27 protein-coding genes are annotated in these 26,311 nt (G+C 61.7%); 15 read left to right on the top strand and 12 right to left on the bottom strand.

Annotated elements, in window-relative coordinates:
- Positions 1-7: 7 nt before the first annotated feature.
- Positions 8-997: an ABC transporter substrate-binding protein gene (locus tag ACQ4WM_RS13865; protein ID WP_436547252.1), complete on the bottom strand. Its 990-nt coding sequence runs from the start codon at positions 995-997 to the stop codon at positions 8-10.
- Between the two features lie 244 nt (positions 998-1,241).
- On the opposite strand from ACQ4WM_RS13865, the gene ffh reads away from it, so the two are divergent.
- Positions 1,242-2,609 (top strand): signal recognition particle protein, encoded by a 1,368-nt coding sequence (gene ffh, locus ACQ4WM_RS13860; protein ID WP_436547251.1) that lies wholly within the window; start codon positions 1,242-1,244, stop codon positions 2,607-2,609.
- 408 nt (positions 2,610-3,017) lie between these two features.
- Positions 3,018-3,443, top strand: a complete 426-nt coding sequence (locus tag ACQ4WM_RS13855; RefSeq protein WP_436547250.1) for an SWIB/MDM2 domain-containing protein — start codon at positions 3,018-3,020, stop codon at positions 3,441-3,443.
- A gap of 138 nt (positions 3,444-3,581) precedes the next feature.
- Here ACQ4WM_RS13855 and ACQ4WM_RS13850 read toward each other — a convergent pair whose 3' ends face one another.
- Together ACQ4WM_RS13850 and ACQ4WM_RS13845 are read right to left on the bottom strand one after the other, a co-directional pair.
- Complete coding sequence (locus tag ACQ4WM_RS13850) at positions 3,582-4,190, bottom strand: lytic transglycosylase domain-containing protein (RefSeq protein WP_436547249.1); 609 nt, start codon at positions 4,188-4,190, stop codon at positions 3,582-3,584.
- 5 nt (positions 4,191-4,195) lie between these two features.
- Positions 4,196-5,932 carry a proline--tRNA ligase gene (locus ACQ4WM_RS13845; RefSeq protein ID WP_436547248.1) on the bottom strand — a complete coding sequence of 579 codons (1,737 nt, stop codon included), beginning with the start codon at positions 5,930-5,932 and terminating at the stop codon, positions 4,196-4,198.
- A gap of 204 nt (positions 5,933-6,136) precedes the next feature.
- Between ACQ4WM_RS13845 and ACQ4WM_RS13840 the strand changes: the two genes are divergently transcribed.
- A complete protein-coding gene (locus ACQ4WM_RS13840; RefSeq protein ID WP_436547247.1) occupies positions 6,137-6,769 on the top strand; it encodes an RNA pyrophosphohydrolase in 633 nt (210 codons plus the stop codon).
- A gap of 85 nt (positions 6,770-6,854) precedes the next feature.
- Here the strand turns inward: ACQ4WM_RS13840 and mqo are convergent, their stop codons facing one another.
- Entirely contained in the window at positions 6,855-8,459 is a 1,605-nt protein-coding gene (gene mqo, locus ACQ4WM_RS13835; RefSeq protein WP_436547246.1) for a malate dehydrogenase (quinone), read from the bottom strand.
- 481 nt (positions 8,460-8,940) lie between these two features.
- Here mqo and ACQ4WM_RS13830 point away from each other — a divergent pair, with 481 nt between their 5' ends.
- From ACQ4WM_RS13830 to ACQ4WM_RS13810, 5 genes are read left to right on the top strand one after another with little or no spacing between them, the layout of a single operon-like run.
- Positions 8,941-9,408: a DUF1203 domain-containing protein gene (locus tag ACQ4WM_RS13830; protein WP_436547245.1), complete on the top strand. Its 468-nt coding sequence runs from the start codon at positions 8,941-8,943 to the stop codon at positions 9,406-9,408.
- Positions 9,409-9,468: 60 nt separating this feature from the next.
- Complete coding sequence (locus tag ACQ4WM_RS13825; protein ID WP_436547244.1) at positions 9,469-9,891, top strand: DUF1841 family protein; 423 nt, start codon at positions 9,469-9,471, stop codon at positions 9,889-9,891.
- A gap of 46 nt (positions 9,892-9,937) precedes the next feature.
- Complete coding sequence (locus ACQ4WM_RS13820) at positions 9,938-11,053, top strand: saccharopine dehydrogenase family protein (protein ID WP_436547243.1); 1,116 nt, start codon at positions 9,938-9,940, stop codon at positions 11,051-11,053.
- Entirely contained in the window at positions 11,050-11,520 is a 471-nt protein-coding gene (locus tag ACQ4WM_RS13815) for a DUF2269 family protein (protein ID WP_436547242.1), read from the top strand. The genes ACQ4WM_RS13820 and ACQ4WM_RS13815 overlap by 4 nt, the downstream gene beginning before the upstream one ends.
- The gene (locus tag ACQ4WM_RS13810) at positions 11,517-11,936 is read left to right on the top strand and encodes a DoxX-like family protein (protein ID WP_436547241.1); all 420 of its coding nucleotides are present in this window, start codon (positions 11,517-11,519) and stop codon (positions 11,934-11,936) included. The genes ACQ4WM_RS13815 and ACQ4WM_RS13810 overlap by 4 nt, the downstream gene beginning before the upstream one ends.
- Here ACQ4WM_RS13810 and ACQ4WM_RS13805 read toward each other — a convergent pair.
- The gene (locus tag ACQ4WM_RS13805) at positions 11,923-12,264 is read right to left on the bottom strand and encodes a c-type cytochrome (protein WP_436547240.1); all 342 of its coding nucleotides are present in this window, start codon (positions 12,262-12,264) and stop codon (positions 11,923-11,925) included. The two genes, ACQ4WM_RS13810 and ACQ4WM_RS13805, sit on opposite strands and share 14 nt — an antisense overlap.
- A gap of 11 nt (positions 12,265-12,275) precedes the next feature.
- Entirely contained in the window at positions 12,276-12,605 is a 330-nt protein-coding gene (locus ACQ4WM_RS13800; protein ID WP_436547367.1) for a c-type cytochrome, read from the bottom strand.
- Positions 12,606-12,853: 248 nt separating this feature from the next.
- Here ACQ4WM_RS13800 and ACQ4WM_RS13795 point away from each other — a divergent pair, with 248 nt between their 5' ends.
- The 5 genes from ACQ4WM_RS13795 to ACQ4WM_RS13775 all read left to right on the top strand — a co-directional run bounded on the left by ACQ4WM_RS13795 (position 12,854) and on the right by ACQ4WM_RS13775 (position 18,067).
- A complete protein-coding gene (locus tag ACQ4WM_RS13795) occupies positions 12,854-13,723 on the top strand; it encodes an AAA family ATPase (protein WP_436547239.1) in 870 nt (289 codons plus the stop codon).
- A 9-nt stretch (positions 13,724-13,732) separates the two neighbouring features.
- Positions 13,733-14,356 carry a GNAT family N-acetyltransferase gene (locus ACQ4WM_RS13790; protein WP_436547238.1) on the top strand — a complete coding sequence of 208 codons (624 nt, stop codon included), beginning with the start codon at positions 13,733-13,735 and terminating at the stop codon, positions 14,354-14,356.
- A complete protein-coding gene (locus ACQ4WM_RS13785; protein WP_436547237.1) occupies positions 14,350-15,519 on the top strand; it encodes a vWA domain-containing protein in 1,170 nt (389 codons plus the stop codon). Before ACQ4WM_RS13790 ends, ACQ4WM_RS13785 begins: the two co-directional genes overlap by 7 nt.
- A 229-nt stretch (positions 15,520-15,748) precedes the next feature.
- Positions 15,749-16,936 carry a cation:proton antiporter gene (locus ACQ4WM_RS13780; protein ID WP_436547236.1) on the top strand — a complete coding sequence of 396 codons (1,188 nt, stop codon included), beginning with the start codon at positions 15,749-15,751 and terminating at the stop codon, positions 16,934-16,936.
- Positions 16,937-18,067, top strand: coding sequence for a YbdK family carboxylate-amine ligase (locus ACQ4WM_RS13775; protein WP_436547235.1), 1,131 nt, complete (start codon positions 16,937-16,939; stop codon positions 18,065-18,067).
- Here the strand turns inward: ACQ4WM_RS13775 and ACQ4WM_RS13770 are convergent, their stop codons facing one another.
- From ACQ4WM_RS13770 to ACQ4WM_RS13760, 3 genes are all read right to left on the bottom strand, one after another.
- A complete protein-coding gene (locus ACQ4WM_RS13770) occupies positions 18,068-19,123 on the bottom strand; it encodes an alginate lyase family protein (protein ID WP_436547234.1) in 1,056 nt (351 codons plus the stop codon).
- A complete protein-coding gene (locus ACQ4WM_RS13765) occupies positions 19,120-20,121 on the bottom strand; it encodes a gamma-glutamyl-gamma-aminobutyrate hydrolase family protein (protein ID WP_436547233.1) in 1,002 nt (333 codons plus the stop codon). The genes ACQ4WM_RS13770 and ACQ4WM_RS13765 overlap by 4 nt, the downstream gene beginning before the upstream one ends.
- A gap of 232 nt (positions 20,122-20,353) precedes the next feature.
- Positions 20,354-20,587 carry a hypothetical protein gene (locus ACQ4WM_RS13760; RefSeq protein ID WP_436547232.1) on the bottom strand — a complete coding sequence of 78 codons (234 nt, stop codon included), beginning with the start codon at positions 20,585-20,587 and terminating at the stop codon, positions 20,354-20,356.
- 181 nt (positions 20,588-20,768) lie between these two features.
- On the opposite strand from ACQ4WM_RS13760, the gene ACQ4WM_RS13755 reads away from it, so the two are divergent.
- Both ACQ4WM_RS13755 and dapA read left to right on the top strand, forming a co-directional pair.
- A complete protein-coding gene (locus tag ACQ4WM_RS13755) occupies positions 20,769-21,044 on the top strand; it encodes a hypothetical protein (protein WP_436547231.1) in 276 nt (91 codons plus the stop codon).
- Positions 21,041-21,991: a 4-hydroxy-tetrahydrodipicolinate synthase gene (gene dapA, locus ACQ4WM_RS13750; protein ID WP_436547230.1), complete on the top strand. Its 951-nt coding sequence runs from the start codon at positions 21,041-21,043 to the stop codon at positions 21,989-21,991. Before ACQ4WM_RS13755 ends, dapA begins: the two co-directional genes overlap by 4 nt.
- Here the strand turns inward: dapA and ACQ4WM_RS13745 are convergent.
- The 3 genes from ACQ4WM_RS13745 to ACQ4WM_RS13735 form a co-directional block, all read right to left on the bottom strand.
- Positions 21,975-22,724: a TorF family putative porin gene (locus ACQ4WM_RS13745; RefSeq protein ID WP_436547229.1), complete on the bottom strand. Its 750-nt coding sequence runs from the start codon at positions 22,722-22,724 to the stop codon at positions 21,975-21,977. The genes dapA and ACQ4WM_RS13745 overlap by 17 nt on opposite strands.
- 131 nt (positions 22,725-22,855) lie before the next feature.
- Entirely contained in the window at positions 22,856-23,566 is a 711-nt protein-coding gene (gene kdpE / locus ACQ4WM_RS13740) for a two-component system response regulator KdpE (protein ID WP_436547228.1), read from the bottom strand.
- Positions 23,559-26,288, bottom strand: a complete 2,730-nt coding sequence (locus ACQ4WM_RS13735) for a DUF4118 domain-containing protein (protein WP_436547227.1) — start codon at positions 26,286-26,288, stop codon at positions 23,559-23,561. Before ACQ4WM_RS13735 ends, kdpE begins: the two co-directional genes overlap by 8 nt.
- Positions 26,289-26,311 lie beyond the last annotated feature (23 nt).

Genomic DNA, 26,311 nt, shown 5'->3' with positions numbered 1-26,311 from the left:
AATGCCCTTACTTAACGTTCAGGCTTTTCTTGGCCTGGTCGAGCAAGTCCGTCTTGACCCAGTCTTTGGCCACCGGCGGTTTGCTCATGCGACCCACGCCGGTTTTCACCATCACGTCGGTAGTGGTCTGGATATGCTCGGGCGTGATGTCGTAGGAATACGGCGAATTGCTGATCGCATCGTCGAAGTCATCCTTGGTGATCTGGCCACGGAACACCACTTCGCGCACGTATTTTTCGGCCGTCGGCTTGTTGTCGATAAAGGTCTTGGTGGCCTCGACAAAGCAGCGCATGAATTTCTCGGCCACCGGACGGCGTTCCTTGTAGAACTTTTCCGTCATCACCATGGTGCGCACCGGCTCGCCAATCGGCGTGTCATAGGGTTTGATCACTTCGGTGCCAAAACCCTTGTTGATGGCCTGCGACGATTGCGGCTCCGACTGCATCATGGCGTCGATATTCTTGCCCATCAGCGCCTGGTTCAGGTCCGCATAGGCGAGGAACACCAGCTGCACGTCCTTGCCCTTGGTTTCCGAATACGTCAGTCCCGCCTGCGACAGCTCGGCCAGCAGCAGCACTTCCTGGATGCCGCCGCGCGTTACGCCCACGCGCTTGCCTTTCAGGTCCTTGACACCGGCAATCTTCTGCCCCACCCCACCCACCAGCCGCGCGCCACCCTTGGCAAAGCCGGCCACCACATAGATGGGCGCACCGCCGGCACGCCCGGAAATGGCCGCCTCGGAGGCCGTCGCGCCCACGTCCAGTTCGCCGGCGATAATCGCCTGCATCACATCCAGGCCCTTGGCGAAAATATGCTCTTCGACCTTGATGCCGCACTTGGGCGCGATTTCCTTGATATACGACACGGCGCCGTAATGGGCGAACTTCAAGTTGCCCAGGCGGACCACTTCCTGGGCCTGGGCCTGTACAGCAGCCATGCTGAACGTCAGCATGACGGCGGCGGCGATGGTGGTTTTCAAGATACTGTACTGGCGCATCTGCTTCTCCTGTCTCACGGTGATGGGATGCCTGGCTTGCAGGCAAGGAAACACTGCTTTTTTATTATGCAGAGATAGTACCGTGTGTTGAAGCTGGAGCAACAAATTATTTATGTCTTTGAAATATCAATTACTGCAGCAAGGTCAGCAGACCACGATCCGTGACAGCCACGCGATAGAGTAAAATGGCGGCCATCGTCCGGCTTCGCGCCGCCCACTCCAAGCTTTCCACTGCAGGTTCATCATGCTAGATAATCTTACCCAACGGCTTGCCAAAGTCGTCAAGACCATGCGCGGCGAGGCGCGCCTGACCGAAACCAACACTGCCGAAATGCTGCGCGAAGTGCGCCTGGCGCTGCTCGAGGCCGACGTCGCCCTGCCCGCCGTGCGCGAATTCATCGCCCGCGTCAAGGAAAAATCCATGGGCGAGGAAGTGCTTTCTTCGCTGTCGCCGGGCCAGGCGCTGGTTGGCGTGGTGCAGCGCGAGCTGGCCGCCATCATGGGCGCCGACCTTGGCCCCGAAGCGTCGCAGATCAGCTTTGCGCAGCAGCCGCCCGCCATTATTTTGATGGCCGGTCTGCAAGGTGTGGGTAAAACCACCACCGTCGGCAAGCTGGCGAAATACCTGAAGGAAGAAAAAAAGAAGAAAGTGCTGACCGTCTCGGCCGACGTGTATCGTCCTGCCGCGATCGCCCAGCTGCAATCGGTGACCAGCCAGGTCGGCGCCGACTTCTTCCCCTCCACCGCCAATGACAAACCGGTCGATATCGCGCTGGCCGCGCTGGACTGGGCCAAGAAGCATTATCACGATGTGCTGATCATCGATACGGCCGGCCGTCTCGGTATCGACGAAGAGATGATGCGCGAAATCGCTGCCGTTCACGCGGCCGTGAAACCGATCGAAACCCTGTTCGTGGTCGACGCCATGCTGGGCCAGGATGCCATCAACACGGCCAAGGCCTTCAACGATGCGCTGCCGCTGACCGGTATCGTGCTGACCAAGCTCGATGGCGATGCGCGCGGCGGTGCCGCCCTGTCGGTGCGCCACATTACTGGCAAACCGATCAAGTTTGCCGGTGTCTCGGAAAAACTCGACGGCCTGGAAGCGTTCGACCCGACCCGCATGGCCAACCGTATTCTGGGCATGGGCGACATCCTGGCGCTGGTCGAAGAAGCGCGCAAGGGCGTCGACAGCAAGGCGGCGGCGGACCTGGCGCAGAAGATGAAGGTCGGCGGCAAGTTCGACATGAACGACTTCAAAGCGCAACTGGGTCAAATGAAGAAAATGGGCGGCATGGCCAACCTGATGGACAAATTGCCGGCGCAATTCCAGCAGGCCGCCGGCGGCAAGAACATGGACCAGGCAGACAAGCAGGTACGGCGCATGTGCGGCATTATCGACTCGATGACGCCACAGGAACGCGCCAAGCCTGAACTGATCAAGGCCACCCGTAAGCGCCGCATCGCCGCCGGCGCCGGCGTGCAGGTACAGGAAGTGAACCGCATGCTGAACCAGTTTGAACAGATGCAGACAATGATGAAGAAATTGTCGGGCGGCGGCATGATGAAGATGATGCGCTCCATGAAGGGCATGATGCCCGGCCTGAAGTAAGGCTTCAAAATCTGCTGCGCGGTGCGCTTTGCGGCCGACGATGCTCACCGTACTTTCGTACGGCTGCGCTTCTCGGCCACAAATCACATCCGCTCGCGACGATTTTGAACGCCTTAGAGACGCCTGAAGACAGGTCAAAAAGCAGTAAAACGATATGTTAAATAATGCCGGGCGGCATTTTCCTCAGCCCGGCACTCCCTCTCGCCGCATAGCCAGCAAGCATGCCGTTTTCAGGCAAAAACACTCTTCCATGTCCTTCCAGGCTGCGCCCGGGCGACAGAGGGAGGATTTCACTGCTTTTTCCTCGTGAAAACGTGAAAATCGCTTGCATACTGTGTAAATCCCCACCAATATTAGCCGTGCGATTAATTGCGCAATTTCCCATGTGTTTGTTAAGGAGGCTCGAAGATGGCAACAGCCAAAAAAACCCCAGTAGCAGCGCCAGCCAAAGCGGCAGCAGCCAAACCTGCAGCCGCCAAGAAAGCAGCACCCGCAGCCAAAGCCGCACCAGCGGCAAAACCCGCAGCCAAACCGGCTGCGAAACCGGCAGCGGCGAAGAAAGCGGCAGCACCGGCAACACCACGCAAGCCAAACGCAGCCTTCATGAAAGCAATGACGCCGTCCACCGAACTGGCAGCCGTCGTTGGCGCAGCACCACTGCCGCGCACTGAAGTGACCAAGAAGGTCTGGGATTACATCAAAAAACTCGACCTGCAAGATCCGGCCAACCGCCGCATGATCAATGCAGACGACAAACTGAAAGCCGTTTTTGGCGGCAAGGCCCAAGTCTCCATGTTTGAAATGACGAAGCTCATCTCCGATCATTTGAAATAATCAGCTACCCGCCGGCGCATTGGCCGAGCGAGTACCCCGCCGCTTTACTGCGAGCGGGGTATTTTTTTGGGGGTCAGACCCTCAGTGCCGCTAAATCAGAGGCTTGCGCTGCCGGTCGAGGGGGTCTGACCCCGGCCTTTATTTGAACTCCCAGTTTCTCCACGCCGCCCGCACCGCATTCGGATACTCGGCCCGTCCCCGGCTACCGTTATACCGCCCCAGCGCCAGATACAAATCCCCCTTTTCCATATCCAGATACATGCGCAAAATCGCGCAGCCATAGCGCAAGTTGGTCTGCATGTGAAACAGCTTGCTGCGGTCATGGTCGCCGATAACACCGGTCCAGAATGGCATCACCTGCATGTAGCCACGCGCACCGGCCAGCGAGACGGCATATTTGCGGTAGTTCGACTCGACCTGTATCAGGCCCAGCACCAGCGCCGGCTCCAGGCCCGCGCGGCGCGCTTCGTACCAGACGGTTTCCAGAAATTCCGTGCGCAGCTGGGCGTCCGGCAGTTTGCGCTGCAGCCGCTGCGACATCTGCGCCAGCCATTGCTGGTAGCGTTGCTGGTCAAGTGGATTGGCAAAGGTGGGTTGTGGTGGACGCTCGTCGCGGATCGCATGCGACAGCGCCAGGCGGACCGAATCGGCCAGCGCCTCTTCCTTCTGGTTGCCGGCCTGCGCAAGCGGGGCGCAGGCCAGGCAGGCGGCCAGCGCGAGCGCGCCGGCCGTTTTCAGTACAGGCATGCGACTCACTGCGCCATTTTGGCCTGGATAAAGGCAACCATGTCGCCTGGCGCCACGCCCGTGGCTTCCGTATCGCGGCGGCCCTGGTATTCCAGCTTGCCTTCCTTCAGGCCACGCTCGCCGATCACGATGCGGTGCGGCACGCCGATCAGCTCCCAGTCGGCAAACATGGCGCCAGGGCGCTGGCCACGGTCATCGAGGATGACATCGACGCCAGCGCCTTGCAGGGCCGCGTACAGCTGTTCCGTCTGTTCCTTGACCAGTTCACTGCGGTCCATGCCCATCGGGCACAGCACCACTTCAAATGGCGCGATTGAGGCTGGCCAGATAATGCCCTTGTCGTCGAAGTTCTGTTCGATGGCAGCGCCCAGGATGCGCGTGATGCCGATGCCGTAGCAACCCATCTGCAGCGGTGCAGGCTTGCCGTTTTCGTCGAGGAAGGTGGCTTTCATGCTTTCCGAGTAGGCCGTGCCCAGCTGGAACACGTGACCGACTTCGATGCCGCGCTCGATCGCCAGCACGCCCTTGCCGTCCGGCGAAGCGTCGCCGGCAACCACATTGCGCAGGTCGGCCACGAGGGCAGGTTCCGGCAAATCACGGCCCCAGTTGGCGCCCGTGTAGTGGAAACCGGCTTCATTCGCGCCGCAGACAAAGTCGCTCATGTGGGCGACGGTGCGGTCAGCCACCACGGTGACCGGCAGCCTGGTGCCGATCGGGCCCAGGTAGCCAGGAATCGAACCGTAGACTTCCAGCAGTTCTTCTTCGGTCGTGAAACGGTGATTGGCCAGGCCGGCGACCTTGCCGACCTTGATTTCGTTCAGTTCATGGTCGCCGCGCAGCAGCAGCATGAAATGCTGTTTCGTGAGCTTGCCGTCTTTTTCGGTTTCCACCGTCAGGGCGATGGTTTTGACGGTGCGGGCCAGGTTGATACCAAGCAAGGCAGCCACGGCTTCGCATTTTACGGTGTCAGGGGTGGCCGTTTTCGTCAGTTCCTGGGCTGCAGCGGCACGCTCGCCGGTCAATGGCAGCGCTTCGGCCGCTTCCATATTGGCCGCGTAGTCGGAGGTCGGGCAGTACACCAGCGCGTCTTCGCCGGTGTGGGCGATGACGTGGAATTCATGCGAGCCGGAGCCGCCGATGGCGCCGTTGTCGGCCGCCACCGCGCGGAACTTCAGGCCAAAGCGCGTGAAGATGCGGGTGTAGGCATCGAACATGACCTTGTACGACGCCTGCATGCCGGCCAGGTCGCGGTCAAACGAGTAGGCGTCCTTCATGGTGAATTCGCGGCCGCGCATCAGGCCGAAGCGCGGGCGGCGCTCATCGCGGAACTTGGTCTGGATATGATAAAAATTGAGCGGCAGCTGGCGGTAGGACTTGATTTCGGTGCGCACCACGTCGGTGATGACTTCTTCCGAGGTTGGCTGGATCGCGTATTCGCGGCCATGGCGGTCTTTCACGCGCATCAGTTCAGCGCCCATCTTGTCCCAGCGGCCCGTCTCCTGCCACAGTTCGGCCGGCTGCACCAGCGGCATCAGCAGCTCGATGGCGGCGGCCTGGTTCATCTCCTCGCGCACGATGGCTTCCACTTTGCGGATCACGCGCAGGCCCATCGGCATGTAGGTGTAGATGCCGGAACCGAGGCGTTTGATCATGCCTGCACGCATCATCAATTGGTGGCTGACGATTTCCGCGTCAGAAGGGGCATCTTTGAGTGTCGAGATAAAAAAACGGGAGGCGCGCATAACGGTGAATTCTTTTTAAAAAGAGAGGGTTATAATCAACCTAATTTTAAAGGATTAGCTGGCTGATGCGTCCATACTTTATACAAATGCGCTCAATTGGTGCGATTCCAGCGCTTTTCGCACCCCGAAAAGACCACTGGCACGCGGAGTTGCAGGCATTTATGTAAAAAAAGACGCGCTGTCGCAGAAAGTTTGAGGTGTTTTATGCTCGACCGTGAAGGGTTTCGGCCCAACGTCGGCATCATCCTGCTAAACGCCCAGAACGAGGTGTGGTGGGGCAAGCGGGTGCGCGAGCACTCATGGCAGTTTCCGCAAGGCGGTATCAAATATGGCGAAACACCGGAACAAGCCATGTTTCGCGAACTTGAAGAGGAAATCGGACTCAGACAGGAACACGTCAAAATTGTCGGCCGCACCCGCGACTGGCTGCGCTATGAAGTGCCGGACCACTTCATCAAGCGCGAGATTCGTGGTCATTACCGTGGCCAGAAGCAGATTTGGTTTCTGCTGAGAATGTGCGCGCGCGATAACGACGTCAATCTGCGCCTGACCGACCATCCCGAGTTCGACGCCTGGCGCTGGCATGAGTACTGGGTCCCGCTCGATGTCGTGATTGAATTCAAGCGTGATGTCTACCAGCGCGCCTTGCAGGAGCTGTCCCGCTTCCTGACCTGGCCCGTGAACGGCAACACGCAGCAGCCGCATCGCCATGGCGCGCGCTATTTGCGCCAGCCCCATGCGCCCCGTGCGCAAGAGGCTGGGGCAGCAACCAAGGGCGGCGAGGAAGGCAGCCGTGACAACTGCACGCCGGAATTGATTCTGCCCGGCAAGCCGTAAGCGGCATCCATCCAGCGTCCCATGCAAAAAGGGCAGCCCTCGCAGGCTGCCCTTTTTTTATTGCCGGCTGTGCAGAGCCTGGCGCCTAGTTTGCCGCTGCCGCTACCGCTGGCGCCGCTGCAGGCACTTCCAGCGTAAATGCTTTCAGGCCCAGGATATCGCTGCTGTAGTGGCGGATCTTGTTCGCCAGCGCCGGGTCACTGTTCAGTTTCTGGCCATACGACGGCACCATTTCCAGCATCTTGGCTTGCCATTGCGGCGTGGCCAGGCGATCCTTGAAGGCCGTTTGCAGCACCTTGATCATGATTGGCGGCGCAGTCGATGCACCTGGCGAGGCGCCCAGCAGGGCCACGATGCTGCCATCGGCGGCACCGACGACTTCGGTGCCGAACTGCAGCAAGCCACCCTTGACCGGATCATCCTTGACGATCTGCACGCGCTGGCCGGCGTTCTGCAAGGTCCAGTCTTCCATCTTGGCGTTCGGCAGGTATTCGCGCAGCGTGGCCAAGCGGTCTTCCGGCGAGTTCATCACCTGCTGCACCAGGTATTTGGTCAGCGGGATATTGTCGTAGCCGGCTTGCAGCATCGGCTTGATATTGCCGGTGCCGATCGAGGCTGGCAGGTCGATCCACGAGCCGTTTTTCAGGAACTTGGTCGAGAAGGTAGCGAACGGGCCAAACAGCAGCGCTTTCTTGCCATCGATAATACGGGTGTCCAGGTGCGGCACCGACATCGGCGGCGAACCGACCGAGGCTTTGCCGTAGACCTTGGCCGCATGGGCTTCGACCAGAGCCGGATTGGTGGTCACCAGCCATTGGCCGCCGACCGGAACGCCGCCGAAGCCCTTGGCTTCAGGAATGCCCGATTTTTCCAGCAATGGCAGCGAACCGCCGCCAGCACCGATAAACACGAACTTGGCGCGCACATTCTTTTTGGTGCCATCGGCCAGGTTCTTGACGGTCACGTTCCACACGCCATCGGCGCCGCGCTTGATGTCTTCAACTTCGTGACGCAGCTGCAAGGTCATGCCATGGCTGTCGGTCAGGTATTTGACCAGGCCGCGCGTCAGGTTGCCGAAATTGACGTCGGTACCGATGTCCATGCGGGTTGCCGCCACTTTCTGGTTCTTGTCACGGCCTTGCATGACCAGTGGCGCCCACTGTTCGATCTGCTTGAAATCTTCCGAAAACAGCATGCCCTTGAACAGGTTTTCCTGTTGCAGCGCGGCATAGCGCTTCTTCAGGAAAGCGATATTGTCGTCGCCCCAGACAAAGCTCATGTGCGGCACATTGTTGATGAAGGTCTGCGGCGCACCCAGGTGCCTGTTGGCCACCTGATAGGCCCAGAACTGCTTCGACACTTCGAACTGTTCGTTAATGGCAACGGCTTTCTTGGTTTCGATGCTGCCATCGGCCGCTTCCGGGGTGTAGTTCAGTTCGGCAAAGGCCGAGTGGCCCGTGCCCGCATTGTTCATCGCGTCCGAGCTTTCGGCCGACACGGAATCCATGCGCTCAACCATTTCCATCGTCAGCGAAGGATCAAGTTCCTTGAGCATGCTGCCCAGGGTGGCGCTCATGGTGCCGGCGCCGATCAGCAGCACGTCGAGCGGCTTGTCCGTCGACGCCGGCGGCGTCTTGTCACATGCCGCCAGGATCAGGCACGACATCAAAACTATTAGCGATTTACGCATAGGTAACTCCGTTAAGAATACTGAGGGTTGGCTCTTCCAGGCCACCAGGGCAGCAAGCGCAAGACCATCGGAAAACAGCTATCCCTCCAGCGCAAACAGCGGCAGGATCGTCATAAATCGATGGTGATGAAGCATGCTGCCGCCGCCCCGCAGAGTGCGGCAGCGAGCGGGTGGCGATGGTGCGGACAAGAAAATACGGCGCCGCTGCTGTTCAGGCCCTCGCGCGGGGCCACACTGGCAACAAATAGACGGCAATGTCCATAGCAAATATCAAGAACCGCGATTTTATCACCGTTAGTTGCCCTTGCCGGGCCGCCCGGATCGTGGATAACACTTACTTTGGAGTATTAAATGACCTGTAAGCAGGAGTCAAAAACAGCGCCGATGTCGCCGTGCAGAGAGCCGGCAGAAAGCAAGAAACGGATGGCGATCGCGCATGCATCATGGTCTGATCAGGGTTTGACAACACTGGAGCCTGAGCATGCATTTCCGTATTCGCGGCCTGTCGCCCGCCCCTTTCCTGCCGTATTACGGCCTGCCCGACGATGAACTGGCCACGCTTGGCATTATCCGACAGGCGGTCGACAGCCAGCCCGGTTACCCGGACCGCATCGAACTGCGCGACGCGGCAATCGGCGACACGGTGCTGCTGCTGAACCATGTCTGCCAGGACGCCAACACGCCCTACCGCGCCTCGCACGCCATCTTTATCCGCGAGGGTGCCACGCAACCCTATGACGCCCTCGACCAGGTGCCGGAGTCGCTGCGCATACGATTGCTGTCGCTGCGCGCCTATGACGCCGATGGCATGATGCTCGATGCTGACGTGGTGGAAGGCACGGCCATGGAAACCGTGATCGGACGCTTGTTTGCCGATCCGGACGTCAGCTATATTCATGTGCACAATGCCCGGCGCGGCTGCTACGCGGCCCGCATCGACCGGGCCTGAGTACAGATTACGTGTACGCGGTACAATACCGCCTGCCCTTTTCAGACCTCTGCCAAAACGATGTTCAATCCTTCTTCCGACGATGTGCGCCGATTCTTTTGCGACACCTTGCGCAAGCACCGCGCCCGCGAAATCCTGTCGCCGATGGAAGCGATCGCGATCGACTGGATCCTCGATCATCCGGAATATGAAAACGAACTCAGCGACGTCGAGGCGGCGCTGGCGCGCGACTACTCGGTCGAAGGCGGCCAGGCGAATCCCTTTTTGCACCTGTCCATGCACCTGTCGATCACGGAACAGGTGCAGGTCGACCAGCCGCGCGGCATCCGCACGGCCGTCCAGCAACTGACCCAGCGCCTCGATTCGGCCCACGCGGCCCAGCACGAAGTGATGGAATGCCTGGGCCAGATGATCTGGGCCTCGCAGCGCTCGGGTCTGCCGCCAGATACGGAGGCGTATATCGACTGCGTGCGCCGCCGCTGATCAGGTAGTATCATGTTGCCAAGAAAGTCATCGACTGAAGGATATCTTGGCTCATCACACCATTCTTGTACTCGGCGGCTACGGTTTCTTCGGCACGCGCATTTGCGAGGCACTGGCCGGCAACCAGGATATCCATCTGCTGGTGGCCGGGCGCGACGCCGCCAGGGCCACGGCACTGACGGCGCAATTGGGCTTGCCGTCGCAGCAAGCAATGGCGCTCGATACCCGTGCACCTGATCTGGCGCGGCGCCTGGCCGAACTCGGTGTCGATACGCTGATCCATACCGCCGGCCCGTTCCAGGGCCAGGATTATCGTGTTGCCCGTGCAGCGATCGAGGCCGGCGCCAACTATATCGACCTGGCGGACGGCCGCGATTTTGTCGCCGGCATTGCCAGCCTCGACGAACTGGCACGCCAGCGTGGTGTCTTCGTCACCAGCGGCGCCAGCTCGCTGCCCGCGCTGTCATCGGCCGTGGTGGAGCGCTACCTGCCGCGCTTTCGCCAGCTCACATCGATCCGCCATGGCATCGCCTCCGGCGCCCGCGCACCAGGCATTGCGACCATGGCCGGCATCTTCTCGTACTGCGGCAAACCATTCCAGCGCCTGGTTGCCGGCAACCAGGAGACCACACACGGCTGGCTCGACCTGAAGCAACACCGCTTTGCCGCGCCCGTGGGCCGGCGCTTGCTGGGCAGTTGCGACGTGCCCGACCTGACGCTGTTTCCGCAACGCTATCCGGGCCTCGACACCGTCACTTTTCACGCCGGTTTTGCCGGCGCGCCCGGCCATCTGTTCGTCTGGACGGCAGCACAACTGGTGCGTCTTGGCCTGTTGCGCAGCCTGCTGTTACTGGCCAGGCCGCTACACGCCATCAGCCACTGGGTGGAGCCGCTGGTCAGCGACAAGGGCGCGATGTTCGTCACGCTGCAAGGGGTGGGGCTCGATGGCCTGCCTTTGATACTGACATGGCAATTGCTGGCAGCGCAAAACCACGGCCCGCATATTCCGTGCGGCGCGGCGATAGCGCTGGCGAACCGCCTGGCCAGCGCCAGCGGTGGCGCGCCGTTGCCGCGCGGTGCGATGCCCTGCGTCGGCCTGCTCACCGTGGAAACCTACCTGGCCGCGCTGCAAGGCTATGACGTAACCGAGGTACCGGCATGAGCTGCTACCTGTTCGTCAAATGGCTGCACATCCTCAGCGCCACCATCCTGTTTGGCACCGGCATCGGCATCGCTTTCTTCAAGTGGGTCAACGACAGGGGCGGCGAGGTGCGTGCGATCCGCCTGTCGGCCGAAAAGACTGTGCTGGCCGACTGGCTGTTCACAACTCCGGCAGTCATCGTCCAGCCGCTGTCCGGACTGGCGCTGGCGCACCTGGCCGGCTATCCGATACTGTCCGGCTGGGTGTTCGCCTCGATGCTGCTGTACGCGCTGGCTGGCGCCTGCTGGCTGCCCGTGGTGTGGCTGCAGATCCGCATGCGCAGCCTAGCCCGCCTGGCTGACGACACGGGCACGCCCCTGCCGCGCCTGTACTGGACCTATGCGCGCTGCTGGTTCTGGCTCGGCGTGCCGGCATTTGCCGCGCTCATGCTGGTCTACTGGCTGATGGTTGCCAAACCCGCACCATGACAGCAGCCAGCCTGCAACGGCTATACTGGGCCATGCGTCTCGGCATGGCCTTTATCTGGCTATGGACGGCGTTTGTCTCCTGGTGTCTGTATCCGCATGCCGAATCGCTCGCATGGCTGCGCCGTAGCGGCATCACATCGCATACCGAGCTGGTGTTTGCCGCATCCTGCCTGGCCGACCTGGCGATGGGCGTCGCCTCGCTGTTGCATGCCAGGCCGTGGCTATGGTGGACGCAGTGCGCGCTGGTGGCCGGCTATACGCTGGTGATCGCCGTCTTCCTGCCGGAATTCCTGATCCACCCTTTCGGGCCGCTGACGAAAAACATTGCGCTGATCGCCGGCCTCGTATTCCTGGCCCTGCATGAGAAAAGCCACGGCGTGGCTTCGGATGGATCAACAACCCTCAGCGGTGAATGACCAGGCTTTTCGGCAGGCTGTTGAAGTAGGCCGCCAGGTCCTTGATGTCCTGGTTGCTCAGTGGCTTGACCTGGCCCGTCATGATGGCGTTGTTGCGCCCGTTGGGAGCGTCGCCGCGCTTGTAGGCGGTCAGCGCATGTTCCAGGTAGTCGCGGTGCTGGCCGGCCAGCTTGGGGTAGGAAGGGTCGATCGGCGAGGCGTAGTCCTTGCCGTGGCAGGTGGCGCAGCTGTATTTTTCGGCCAGGGCCTTGCCCGTATTGATATTGCCGGCGGCGACAGCCGCGCAGGATATTACCGAGCACAACAGGGCGGCGAGTAGTCTTTTCATCTGGCTGGTCCTCAGTTGGGCTTGGCTTGTTGCGAATAATAGGCCGCCACGTCGGCGATATCCTGGTCCGACAGGCTGGCGGCGATGCCCTTCATGGTGGGGTGCTTGCGGTCGCCCTTCTGGTAGGCCTTGAGCGCATTTTCAATATATTTGGCGGATTGCCCGCCTATCATCGGCACCTGGAAGACTTCAGGAAAAGTGGCTTTGTAGCCAGGAATGCCATGGCATCCGATACACATTTCCACCTTGGCTGTCCCGGCCTTGGCGTTTCCTGCGATGTCAGCTGCTGTGACGGCATTCGAGATGCCTGCCAGCAAGAGAAGTGCGATTATTTTTTTCATATTGGCACAAAGTGAACAAAGGTAATCGGAGAAACGCGAAGGCTGGTTTTTTTTGATCTTATATGTTGACAAGTAAGGTTGACAATTAAGGTTGCCAATTAAGTTGGTCCTTGCCGATTCTAACCAAGATATTCTTGCAAGTCCACCTGCATAACCGGCTTGTGCGCGTACCGCTACAAGAGCGTGGCGTGGCGGTGCGCCACGGTTCTGTTTATACTCGGTCTTTCCCTACTTTGGCAGGATCGCTCATGCAAGCACAGCACCCACAGCAAGGCCACCGCTTCGAAGGCTCCGATAACTACGTCGCCACCGCCGACCTGAAACTGGCCGTGAATGCGGCCCTGACTCTGCAGCGCCCGCTGCTGATCAAAGGCGAGCCTGGCACCGGCAAGACCATGCTGGCCGAAGAAGTGGCAGCCGCGCTGAACATGCCTTTGATGCAGTGGCATATCAAGTCGACCACCAAGGCCCAGCAGGGCCTGTACGAATACGATGCCGTGTCGCGCCTGCGCGACTCGCAACTGGGCGACGAACGCGTGCGCGATATTCAGAACTACATCGTCAAGGGCGTGCTGTGGCAGGCATTCACGGCGCCAGAACCGGTGGTGCTGCTGATCGACGAGATCGACAAGGCCGATATCGAATTCCCCAACGACTTGCTGCGCGAACTCGACCGCATGGAATTCTATGTGTATGAAACGCGCCAGATGGTCAAGGCGCTGCATCGCCCGCTGGTCATCATTACCTCGAACAACGAAAAAGAACTGCCGGATGCCTTTTTGCGCCGCTGCTTCTTCCATTACATCAAATTCCCGGACAAGGACACGATGGAGCAGATCGTCGCCGTCCACTACCCCAATCTGAAACAGGAATTGCTGGCGCAGGCACTGCAAACCTTTTACGCCGTACGCGACGTGCCAGGCCTGAAAAAGAAACCCTCGACCTCGGAATTTCTCGACTGGCTCAAACTGCTGCTGGCCGAAGATATCCCGGTCGAAGCACTGCGCAGCGGCGACCAGAAAACCGTGGTGCCGCCGCTGCACGGCGCGCTCTTGAAAAACGAGCAGGACATAAGCCTGTTCGAGCGCCTGATGTTCATGTCGCGCACCAACCGCTAAGGAGCGCCCGTGAAAACCATCGCTCCCGTGGTGCTGGAATTGAACGGCATCCGCCTCGAACCGCTGGCACCGCACCACGCCGAAGGCCTGCGCGCGGCAGCCGCCGACGGCCAGCTGTGGCAGTTGCGCGTGACATCGGTGCCCGAACCGGACCAAATCGAGCAGTACATCTTCAAGGCCATCGAAATGCGCCCCTCGCGCTTTGCCTTTGCCGTGCTCGACGCGGCCAGCGGAGAGGTGCTGGGCACCACCAGCTACCACGACGTGCTGCCGGAAGTGAGCCGGGTGGAAATCGGCTACACCTGGTACGCCAAACACTGCCAGCGCAGCCATGTCAACACCAGCTGCAAGTTGCTGCTGCTGACGCACGCCTTCGACACGCTCGATTGCGCGCTGGTGGGCCTGCGCACCGATAACTTCAACCACGCTTCACAGGCCGCCATCGAACGGCTGGGCGCGAAAAAGGACGGCGTGCTGCGCCACCATGCGCTGCGCCGCGACGGCACCGTGCGCGACACCGTCATGTACAGCATCACGCGCGGCGAATGGCCCGAAATCGCGGCTCACCTGCGCTACAAGCTGGCGCAGCGGCCGATCGTGGCGCTGCCCCGTGCCGGAGCCCCCCCGTGCTGATCGACTTCTTTTTCACGCTCAAGGATGCGAAGATTCCCGTCTCGATCAAGGAATTTTTGACGCTATTGGAAGCGCTGCAAAAGAATGTGATCAGTGCTTCCATGGACGACTTTTATTACCTGGCGCGCCTGACCCTGGTCAAGGACGAGGCCCATTTCGACAAGTTCGACCGCGCCTTTGCGCAGTACTTCAAGGGCATCGATGCGGCGTTCGACACCAATGCCGCCATCCCGCTCGACTGGCTGTTGAAACGCATGCGGCGCGAACTGAGCGATGAACAAAAGGCGCAACTGGAAAAATTCGGCTACGACAAGCTGATGGACCGCCTCAACGAACTGCTGAAGGAACAGAAGGAACGCCACGAAGGCGGCAGCAAGTGGATCGGTACGGGCGGCACCTCGCCGTTCGGCAATGGCGGCACCAACCCGGAAGGCATCCGCATCGGCGGCAAGGGCGGCAACCGCACGGCAGTGAAAGTATGGGAAGCGCGCAGCTACAAGGATTACGACGGCGAACGCGAACTGGGTACGCGCAACCTGAAGGTGGCCTTGCGCCGCCTGCGCAAGTTCGCGCGCGAGGGCGCGCAGGACGAACTGGCGCTCGACGCCACCATCGCCGCCACTGCCAACAACGCCGGCTACCTCGACATCAAGATGCGCGCCGAACGCAGGAACCGCATCAAGGTCCTGATGCTGTTCGACGTGGGCGGCAGCATGGACGACCATATCGAGCGCACCGAGGAACTGTTTTCGGCGGCAAAAACCGAATTCAAGAACATGGAGTTCTATTACTTCCATAACTGCGTCTACGACTATCTGTGGAAGAACAACCGGCGCCGCAATGCCGAACGTTTCCCCACCTGGGACGTGCTGCGCAAATATCCGCCCGACACCAAGCTCATTTTCGTCGGTGACGCCACCATGAGCCCGTATGAAATCCTGCATCCGGGCGGCTCGGTCGAGTACAACAACGAGGAAGCCGGTTCCGTCTGGCTGGCGCGTTTCACGGCTGCCTTCCCGAAATTCATCTGGCTCAATCCCGAGCAGGAAGGCCTGTGGCAGTACCGCCAGTCGATCGGCGTGATGCGCCAGTTGATGAACGAGCGTATGTTCCCGCTGTCGATCGACGGCCTGGAACGGGGCATGCGCCTGCTCAGTAAGTAAAAGCGTATAACAAAAAGTCCATGGCGGCAGCAGGCCGCCATGCAGCACCCCTGCGCGGTCGCCATGGCCGCCTCACCGTTCGATTGCGTACATCGTGCGCGCCTCCTGCTCCGGTAGAATCTGCGCATCATGATGGCATCGCAACACATGCACTACCGCTGCACCATGTTTTTGCCGCGCCAGCCTTGACGCTGCCGGCCGGTGCCGACGCTACTACAAAGGAATCAGCATGCACAGTCTCCTCGCTATCGCCGCCGACCTGTCGTGGCCGTTCGCCATTACGCTGGCCTGGGTCATCGGCGAATTCGGCCACCGCTGGACCGGCCTGCCGCGCATCAGCTTTTATGGCGTGATCGGCTTTATCCTGGCCCAGGTTCAGGTGGGCATCCTGCCACAGATGGAAGCGGGCCCGATGCTGGTGCTGGCCGACGTGGCGTTTGGCTTGATACTGTTCGAGGTCGGCTACCGCATCAACCTGCGCTGGCTGAAGAACAATCCGTGGATCGCGGTGGCCGGCCTGGTCGAAGCACTGGGCACGTTTGCCATCGTGTATTTCATCGCGCTCGAATTCGATACCTCGCGCATGACGGCGCTGCTGCTGGCGTCCCTGTCGATGTCGACCTCGCCGGCCACCATCATGCGCGTCATCAATGAAGAGCGCAGCTCGGGACAGGTAACGGAACGCCTGGTGCACCTGACGGCGCTCAACTGCGTGCTGGCCGTGTTCATGTTTAACATTATCGTCGGCTTCTGGATGTTCTACAGCTCGACCGACCTGATCGAAGCGACCAGCAGTAGCGCCGCCGTGCTGGCCGCCTCGGTGGGCGCCGGCATCGTGTTCGGCATCGTGGTGCCGGCCATGCTGCGCCGCCTTGGCAATATGGCGCAGGACGCCACCGTGGCGTTTGCCTTGTCCGTCATGCTGCTGGTCGCCCTGACCTATACCACCAGCTTGTCACCGCTGCTGGCCACCCTGACCTTCGGCCTGGTGGCGCGCCACCGCCGCGTGGCCTTCAGCCAGGCGCAGCGCAACTTCGGTGCGCTGGGAGAGTTACTGACCGTGCTGCTGTTCGTGTACGCCGCCTCGACCCTGGAATGGTCCAGCGTAAAGGCCGGCGCGGCGCTGGCCGGCGCGCTGATCGCCGGGCGCTTGCTGGCCAAGACGGTCGGCGTGGCCGCATTTTCGCACGTCAGCGGCATCTCCTGGCGCAAGGGCATTCTGACCGGCGTGGCGCTGACGCCGGTGTCGGTATTTATCATCCTGCTGCTGGAACACGCGCGCCAGCTGGGCGTGAATTTCGGCGACGAACTCAATGCGCTGGCCGCCATCACGCTGATGCTGGAAGTGATCGGCCCCGTGCTGGTGCAGCGCGTGCTGATGCTGGCAAAAGAAACCCATGAAATCAAGGAGCGCTAAATGCCGCTGGAACCCTTTGGCCAATCTGCCGCGCTGACCTTCGGCGTCGAACTCGAACTGCAACTGGTGAATCTGTCGGACTACGACCTGACAGCGGCCAGCCCCGACCTGCTGCATTTGCTGGGCAAGAAGCCGTTTCCCGGCAATGTCACGCCCGAGATCACCGAGAGCATGATCGAGATTAATTCGAGCGTGCACACCCACCACGAACCGCTGCTGGCGCAATTGCAGGAAATCCGCGACACCCTGATCACCGCCGGCGACAAGCTCAATATCGGCATCGCCGGCGGCGGCACCCACCCGTTCCAGCAATGGTCGTCGCAAAAGATTTTTCCCAAGGCGCGCTTCCAGGAGATCTCGGAACTGTACGGCTACCTGGCCAAGCAGTTCACCATCTTCGGCCAGCACGTGCATATCGGCTGCGCCTCGGGCGACGATGCCATGTTCTTGTTGCACTCGCTGAACCGCTACATACCCCACTTTATCGCCCTGTCGGCGTCTTCGCCTTACGTGCAGGGACGCGACACCCTGTTCGATTCGGCCCGCCTGAATTCCGTGTTCGCGTTTCCGATGAGCGGACGCGCGCCGTTCACCTTGAGCTGGGAGCAGTTCTCGAACGTGTATTTCGCCAAGATGGAAAACACCGGCATCATCAAGAGCATGAAGGATTTTTACTGGGATATCCGTCCCAAGCCGGAATTCGGCACCATCGAGCTGCGCGTATGTGACACGCCCTTGACGGTGGAACGGGCCGCCGCGCTGGCCGCCTACCTGCAGGCGCTGTGCCGCTACCTGCTCGAACGCAAGGAAGCGCCTCCGGTGGAAGACGACTATCTGGTCTACAACTACAATCGCTTCCAGGCCTGCCGCTTCGGCCTGGACGGCGCCATCACGCACCCGAAAACCTACGAAACCATGTCGCTGCGCGAAGACATCATGACCACCCTGCGCAAGATGGAACCGCACGGCGAAGCGCTGGGCAGCACGCAGGCGCTGAAGCATTTGTCCGACGTGGCCAAGCAGTGGAGCGACGCACAGTATCTGCGCAAGCAGCGCCATGTACGGGGCAGCGCCGAGGGCATGGTCGATTCGGCCATCCGCTGCTTCCGGGGCGAACCGATGGTTTATTGATCAGAACAGTGCCTGCGCCCAGGCCGGCGGCTGCAGTTCGCGCGCCAGCGGCGCATAAGATTCATCTAAGCGCGACGCCAGCAAGTATACATTGGCCGCACCCGTGCGATCCCAGTTGCCGGTGAATCCCTTCTGTTTCGCCGCCACGCGCTTGCGGTCGAACGGTACGGCGCTGTTGGCGAACTCCTCGTGCGTTTTTTTCCCTTGCGCATACGGCGTCAGCCAGGCCAGCGCCTCTTTCAAGCGCCGCGCAGCGGGGTCTGCGAACCAGTCATCGCCATGCTGCTTCGCCATCAGCGCCGCTGTCAGCAAGGGTTCCAGGCTGTAGGTGGTGTAATGCAGGGCGTCGCGCTGCTCGAAGTCGAACGGTACGCCGCCTTCACCGATATTGCGTGGTACATGGGCCATAAAGCGTTCCCTGGCGCGCGCGACCAGCGCCGCATCGCCAGACAAATACGCTGCCGCCGTGCCGATCTTGATGCGGTGGCTGTGCCAGTTATTGCGGGCCGTCGACGGCCCGCCCACCTTGATCGGATCGCTGAGGTAGCCGCTCGCCAGGGTGCGGCAAAACGCCTGCACCTGTTCGCGCTCGCTGCCGCTCAGGCGTTCCTGGATCAGATCCACGCCCATCAACAGGCTGGCCAATTCGGTCTCGTCGACGGGGCTGAACGAGGGCTGATAGCCACGGCTCCAGGCCAGTACCAGCTTGCGTGCATTGTCCAGGCAAGCCGCTTCGCCCGACAGCCGCCAGGCCAGCGCCTGCAACCGCGCCTGGCGCCAGTCTTCCTGCGCCTGCTGGCTCTCCTTGCGCCCGCCTTCGCCGTTGAGCAGGCCGCCGGTACGTACCTCGGCCATCATATGTACGGGCCGGTCCACGGCCTTTTGCGCAGCACGGGTCACCTGCATTGCCACCTTGGACGGCACCTGCGTCTTCAGGGCCGCTGCCCGTGCCGGGGAGGTCAGCGCAAACGGCTGTGCAGTGCTGCGCGGCGCCGCAAACGCACCGGCAAACGGCAGCATCAACAGGGAGCCAAGGACATCACGGCGCGTAATCAAAATCGGGTCTCCCGCGCGGCGCGCAAAAAATTATCGAGTATCGGCGTGCAATCGAGCAGCTCGACGCCGCCGGCCGAATGGAATTCAGGGTGCCACTGCAGGCCCATCACGAAACGCGCACGCTGGTAGCGAATCGCCTCGACGATATTGTCGCCATGCGAATACGCTTCCACCGTGATATCGCGCCCCAGGTCTTTTACCGACTGGTGGTGGATCGAATTGACCAGGGCCTCGCCCGCCTTCGGAAACATCCCGGCCAGGGTTGAGCCTTTCGGGAACACGATGGTATGGCGGTGGCGGTCATACAGATCGTTCACATGCGAGGATGCGCCCTCCACGTCCGAGGCGATATCCTGGTACAAGGTGCCACCAAAGCCCACGTTGATCAGCTGGCAGCCACGGCAGATGCCCAGCACAGGTTTGCCCGCATCGACGAATTCATGCAACAGCTCCAGTTCATACAGGTCGCGCGCGCGGTCGCCGCTCCATTCGGGCCGGGTGGCCGCTTCCGAATACGTCTGCGGCGACACATCCGCCCCGCCCTGCAACACCAGGCCATCGAGGTGGCGCGCGTAGTGGCGCAAGGTGATATTGCTGGGATGGAGCAAGCCACTGGTATTAACGGTCGGGATCATGAATACCAGCACATCGCGCGACATCACCCACTGCGCGATCGACTCTTCCAGGTACTGCAGATTCTTGCTGCGCAGACCGGTGGCGCCCGGCTCCGGATGAAAAATGCGCGCCGAAATACCGATGCGCAAAGTGCGCCGCATAAAGTCGCGTCCCGCCTTGTCGCGCATCGAACGGTAGCGCGACGTCAGCACGCGCCAGGCCAGCGCAAACGGCGTGTCGTTATCCTTCAGATAGCGCGGCGGCGCCTCGCGCGAGCGGCGATCGCGTTCATCGGCATCGGACGCGCGGCCCACGCGGTCGGGGCGCACCGACGCAGCAGGCGTGGCGGGAGAAACAATGGGCGGAATTTTTTCGTCTGACATGGCGTGACTTGCTGGATGGCGGAGACGGTTTCAATATAAACCTCCGTTCCATAAAGCACGATTCAATTTTGTAACAAAAACGTAGTTGCGGAGCATAACTGCGACATCGGGTATCCTGGCTGCTTCTTGTCGCCGGTACTATGTCTGCGCCAGGCCCCACTGCCACTTGGCCGTGTTTGCATGCCAGCACCGATTCCAGTTTCAGGAACCCGCCCTGTTTCGCCCAAGTCACCTATTCAGATGTCCCTTCGCAAGCAGCAACGTCGTAATTCCACTGCCCACCACGGTCCAGGCAGCCATCTATGGACACCTCTCGCTTAAGCCGCACCCCAGCAGCAATGAGCACTACCGCGAGGAGCACCAGAAAACCTGTAACAATCGGGCGTTTCATCTTTTCCTTAATAACTTGATAAGCATCAGGCAAGCTGTCAAAGCAGATAACGCTGAACACGGCTTCTCGTGACAAGCGGTCCTCCAGCCCCAACCCATGTTATTGCGCACGGCAAGCAAAATGCAAGCGATCACTATGCTCACCAGGCAAATAAATACACGTCGTTTACGCCCGCGATCACGCTTTTTAGACCATCTTTACATTCCCGCTGCTAACCTCGATTGCATCTCAACCACCGCTGCAAAGCACCATTTCCATGGATACGTCCTTACGCCAAGCCACTTTTCTAATCCATATCACGGTCGATAAAGAATGTCTGTCGGCGCTGCGCCAGCTGGTGTTCAAGACCTGCGGCGCGATGCTGTCGTTCATGCGGGTCGTGGCAGTCGACCATGCCGAGCGCATGCGAGTGGATCTGTGCGTGACCGAGCCGGCGCTGCGCCTGACGATGGACGCGGTGATGCGCTCGCTGCCGGCGGCCGAATTTGGGCGCATTTGCCAGGATCGTCCATGCCACGGTGGTGTGCAATGAACCAGTATGCGTGTGAACACGCGATGTCTTGCGAGCGCATCACGGCGCACTTCCAGGGTATCTGGGTGCCGATGGTCACGCCGTTTCGCGATGGCGCGATCGACTTCGACGCCGCCCAGCGTCTGGCCAGCGAACTGGCCGCCAGCGGCGTCAACGGCCTGGTGGTGTGCGGCACCACTGGCGAGGCGGCCATGCTGAGCCAGGCCGAACAGGGCAGGCTGTTGGATAGCGTGCTCGAAGCGGTCGGCCCACACTTTCCGGTCGTGATGGGCATAGGCGGCAGCGACACGCGCGCCGTCACGGCTGCCGTGCAGCGCTATCACGACCACCCGCTGGCTGGCCTGCTGATCTCGGCGCCGGCCTATGTGCGCCCGTCGCAGGAAGGCATCGTGCGCCACTTCCAGGCGATAGCCGCTGCCACCGACCATTCCATCGTGCTGTACAACGTGCCGGCCCGCACCGGCGTGCAGATCACGACGGCGACGGCGGCGCTGCTGGCGCGCGACTCGCACTTTGTCGCCATCAAGGAAGCGGGCGGGCAGCTGGACCAGTTCGGCCAGCTGCTGCGCGACACCCACCTCGACGTGCTGTGCGGCGACGATGCGCTGCTGCTGGCCAGCCTGTCGATGGGCGCACATGGCGCCATGTCGGCCGCCGCCCAGGTGCGTCCCGACCTGTATGCCCAGCTGTACGACCTGGTGAAAGCCAACCGCCACGCCGATGCCTGCGCCTTGTTCAAGACCATGCTGCCTGCCATACGCCTGCTGTTCGCAGAACCTAACCCCGGCCCGATCAAGGCGGCACTGGCGATGCAGGGCAAGCTACACGACGAGCTGCGCCTGCCGATGACACCGATGTCCGGCGCCGGCCAGCAAAAACTGGCGCAGGCGCTGGAACCGATGCTGGCCCTGCCGTGCTGGCAGGGGTCGCTTAAAACACTTTGCTGACCGTCAGTATCAACGCTGTCTTGCCCATGAATTTGCCATTCACGGGCGAGGCGTAGGCGGTCTTGCCGGCGTTGGTGCCGATCACGGCCAGCGCGCCGGTGACCACGCCGAAGTCGCGCGTCACGCCCACTTTCCAGTCTGTGTAGCTGGAGGCATCGTTGTTGCGCACCTTCTGGTGGCCCGCATGCAGGTTGCCGGTCCAGCCGTTGGTAAGATCGACATTCGCGCCAAGATCGAGGTAGCCGCTGTTCTTGCTGTCGACAATTCCGAACAGGTTAGAGAAGGCGTGCGAATACTTGATATACGCAGGGCCGTACGACAGCTGGCCATAGACTTCCTGGGTATCCGCATCGGCAAAACCGGCTACGTGTTTCAGGCCGTTGTCGGCATACACATAGGCCAGCACGCCGACGTCATAAGCGATATCGGCAGTGACCTGGCCACGCTTGCCCGCATACAGATCAACTTCCACGTTGCCGCTGCCGCCGGCATCCTTGGTCCATTTGATGGTCGATGCCCAGGCGCCCACATACAGGCCGGTTGGGTTGTTGACGTAATCCACACCGCCCTGCAGCGCCGGCTTCAAACGGGTTTGCGAAATGCCGCGGTAGCGGTAGTCCGACACGCCGGCAATGTTGAAGCTCGTTTCATTGTCCGGTTTGGCTTCCTGCGCGTGGGTCAGACCGGAAGCAGAAACGAAAATGGCGGCGATGGCAAATACGATTTTGTTCATGGTGATACTTCTCATTGGTGGTTGGGCCTTTGCCGGGATGGCGCAGCTGGCCCCTTGCTGCAAAAATTTCGGGTAAAGCGCTCCCCCGGCGCGCGCGGCGCCCGTTTTTAAACAGGGAGGTATGCGTGTTTTTAGAGCGGCAGCAGCAAGCGGTATCCGACAGCTGTCTCCGTCAGCAAGTACTGCGGCTGGGCCGGGTCGGCTTCGAGCTTCTGGCGCAAGTGGCCCATGTAGATGCGCAGGTAATGGCCGTTGTCCTGGTTCGACGGCCCCCACACTTCGCGCAGCAGTTGCGGATTGCTGACCACCCTGCCGGCATTCTTCACCAGCACCGACAACAAGCGAAATTCGGTCGGCGTCACATGCACCAGCTGCTTGTCGCGCATTACCAGGCGGTTCTGCACGTCGACCGTCACGTCGCCGAAGCGCACCACGCCATCGTCAGGCGAAGCGGGCTGGCGCTGGCGGCGCAAGGTGGCGCGCACGCGGGCCAGCAGCTCGCCGACGCCGAACGGCTTGGTCAGATAATCGTCGGCGCCGGCGTCGAGCGCGCGGATTTTTTCATCCTCGCCCACGCGCGCCGACAGCACGATGACCGGCACGGCCGACCATTTGCGCAGGTCGGCAATAAAGTCGATGCCGTCGCCGTCAGGCAGGCCCAGGTCCAGCACCACCAGGTCGGGGCGGCGGGTGCCGGCGTCGATCAGGCCGCGCTGCAAGGTGGCCGATTCGTGCACCAGCCAGCCTTCGGCTTCCAGCGCGGCGCGCACAAAGCGGCGGATCTGCGGTTCATCCTCGACCAGCAAGGCGGTCGGTGCGGTGGTGGCCGTATGGTCATTCATGATGGTTTCCAGTGTCAGTCAGTTCGCTGTCCAGTTCTTCAGGCGGCGCCGGCGGCGTTCCCAAAGGCAGCGTCAATACGATGGCCGCGCCATGCGCGGGCACCGGCACTTGCGCGGCGATGGTGCCGCCGTGCGCTTCGACGATGGCGCGGCAGATCGCCAGCCCCAGTCCCACGCCGGGCAGGTTCGATTCGCGTTCGCCGCGCGTGAATTTTTCAAAGATCGCTTCTTCGCGACCGGGCGGCAGGCCCGGCCCGTCATCGTGCACCGTAACCCGCAGCCACTGACCATGCACGTCGGCGGCAATCGTGATGGTACTGCCGGCCGGCGTGTACTTGGCCGCGTTTTCCAGCAGGTTGCACAGCACGCGCTCGATCAGCACCGCATCGTAGCGCGCCAAAGGCAGGCCGGGCGCAAGCTCGGTGCGCAGCTGGTGCCGCGACAGTTGCGGGGCGCTGGCACGCAGCGAGCTGCCGACCACTTCTTCCAGCGCCTGCCACTGCAGGTTCAGGCGCACATGGCCGCTTTCGATGCGCGCCATGTCGAGCAGGTTGGCCACCAGCGCGCTCATGCGCACCGTTTCGGACTGCAAGGACCGCGCCATTTCCAGCTGCGCGCTGGACAAGGCCGGGGTTGAGCGCGCCAGCGATTCGGCCAGGCCCACCAGCGACGTCAATGGCGTGCGCAAGTCGTGCGACAGCGCCGCCAGCAGCGAGTTGCGCAGCCGTTCCGACTCCATCTGCACCAGCGCGCCCTGCGCCACATCGATATAGTGCACACGTTCCAGGGCAATCGCCGCCAGCGCGGCAAAGGTGTCAAGCTGCTGGCGCTGTTCCGGCACCAGCAGCCAGCGCCGGTGTTCGGGCGCGCCAAGGGGCAGCAGCGCCAGCAGGCCGCGCGTGCGCATCGGCGCGATCAGGGGCAAATAAAAAATATCGGAGCCGGGCAAGGTATCGGTACCGGTGCCGGCCGCCTGCGCGCGGTCAAAGGCCCATTGCGCAATGCCCAGGTCCAGCTGGCCGGCGTCTTTCGGCGCCTGCAGGCGGCCCTCGTCATCGGGCAGCAGCAAGGTGGCGCGGGCCCGGAAAGCGCGTTCGATGGCACGTCGCGTGATATCGAAAATCTCTTCGGTCTGCAACACGCCGGACAATTCGCGCGCGAATTCGTACAGGGCGCGGGCGCGCGCTTCGCGGTGCGTGGCCACGCGCGCCTGGAAGCGCAGGCCGGCCGTCAACCGCCCCGTGATCAGGCCCACGGCCAGCATCACGCCAAACGTGATCACATATTGAAAATCGCCCACCGCAAACGAAAAACGCGGTGGCACGAAGGCAAAATCAAAGGTGGCCACACCCAGCAGGCTGGCCAGCGCGGCCGGTCCGCGGCCCAGCCGCACCGCCACCAGCACCACCGTCAGCAGCGACAGCATGGCGATATTGGCCAGGTCGATATACGGCAGCAACGGCACCGAGGCCAGCGAGGTGGCCAGGCTGGCCACGGCGGCCAGAGCGTAGCGCCAGGCGCGCCCCGGCCGGGGCAGGTGCACTTCCTCCGTGGTCCTGCGCGGCGCGCCATCGAGCGCCGGCTGGCCCACTTCGATCAGGTCGATATCGGGCGCCAGGCCGGCGATGCGCGCAGCGCTGGCCGCATGCCACAGCCGTGCCAGCGCCCCGCCCTGGCGGCGCCCCATCACCAGCTTGGCGATATTGGCGCCGCGCGCATGCTCGACAATGGCGCGGGCGATATCATCAGCGGCCACGACGGCCGTCCTTGCACCGAGGTCTTGCGCCAGTTTCAAGGTATTCAGGATGCGTTCGCGCTCGCGTGCCGGCAGGCGCTGCAAACGCGGCGTTTCCACATACAGCGCATGCCATTCGGCGTTCAGCTGGCCGGCCAGCCGTGCTGCGCTGCGTACCACCTGTTCGCTGCCCGCATGCGGCCCCACGCAAGCCAGCAGCGCGGCGCCCGTCTTCCAGACCGGGTTGATCGATTTTTCAAGCCGGTAGGCCTGCACATCGTCCTGCACCCGGTCGGCAGTGCGGCGCAGCGCCAGCTCGCGCAGGGCGATCAGGTTGCCCTTGCGGAAAAAATGCTGCGACGCGCGTTGCGCCTGCTGCGGCTGGTAGACCTTGCCCGCTTTCAGGCGCAGCAGCAGTTCGTCGGCAGGAATATCGACCAGCACCACTTCATCGGCGCGGTCGAACACGGTGTCGGGCAAGGTCTCGGCCACGCGCACGCCGGTAATTCCGCCCACCACATCGTTCAGGCTTTCCAGGTGCTGCACGTTGACGGTGGTGAGCACATCGATGCCGGCGGCCAGCAGTTCCTCGACATCTTGCCAGCGCTTCGGATGGCGCGAACCGGCCACGTTCGAATGCGCCAGTTCATCGATCAGGATAACGGCCGGCCTGCGCTGCAGCGCCGCGTCAAGATCGAATTCGGGCAAGGTCTTGCCACGATATTCGAGGTGTTTGGCCGGCAGCAACGGCAAGCCGTCGAGCATGGCCGCCGTCTCCGAGCGCCCATGGGTTTCCACCACGCCCGCCAGCACGTCGATACCGTCGGCCAGCAGCTTGCGCGCGGCAGCCAGCATGGCATACGTCTTGCCGACGCCGGCCGAGGCGCCGAAATAAATGCGCAAGCGGCCACGCGTGGCTTTGTGTTCCTGCGCCTGCACTTGTGCCAGCAGGGCGTCGGGGTCGGGGCGTTGGTCGTTGGAGGGCATGGTGATTTTCAATAGACGGCTGC

Source organism: Janthinobacterium longum (genome assembly GCF_051380735.1).
In the GTDB taxonomy this organism is placed as follows: Bacteria; Pseudomonadota; Gammaproteobacteria; order Burkholderiales; family Burkholderiaceae_D; genus Janthinobacterium.
Note: the sequence above shows the minus strand (reverse complement) of the source record. Positions and strands in the feature narration are given on the sequence as shown.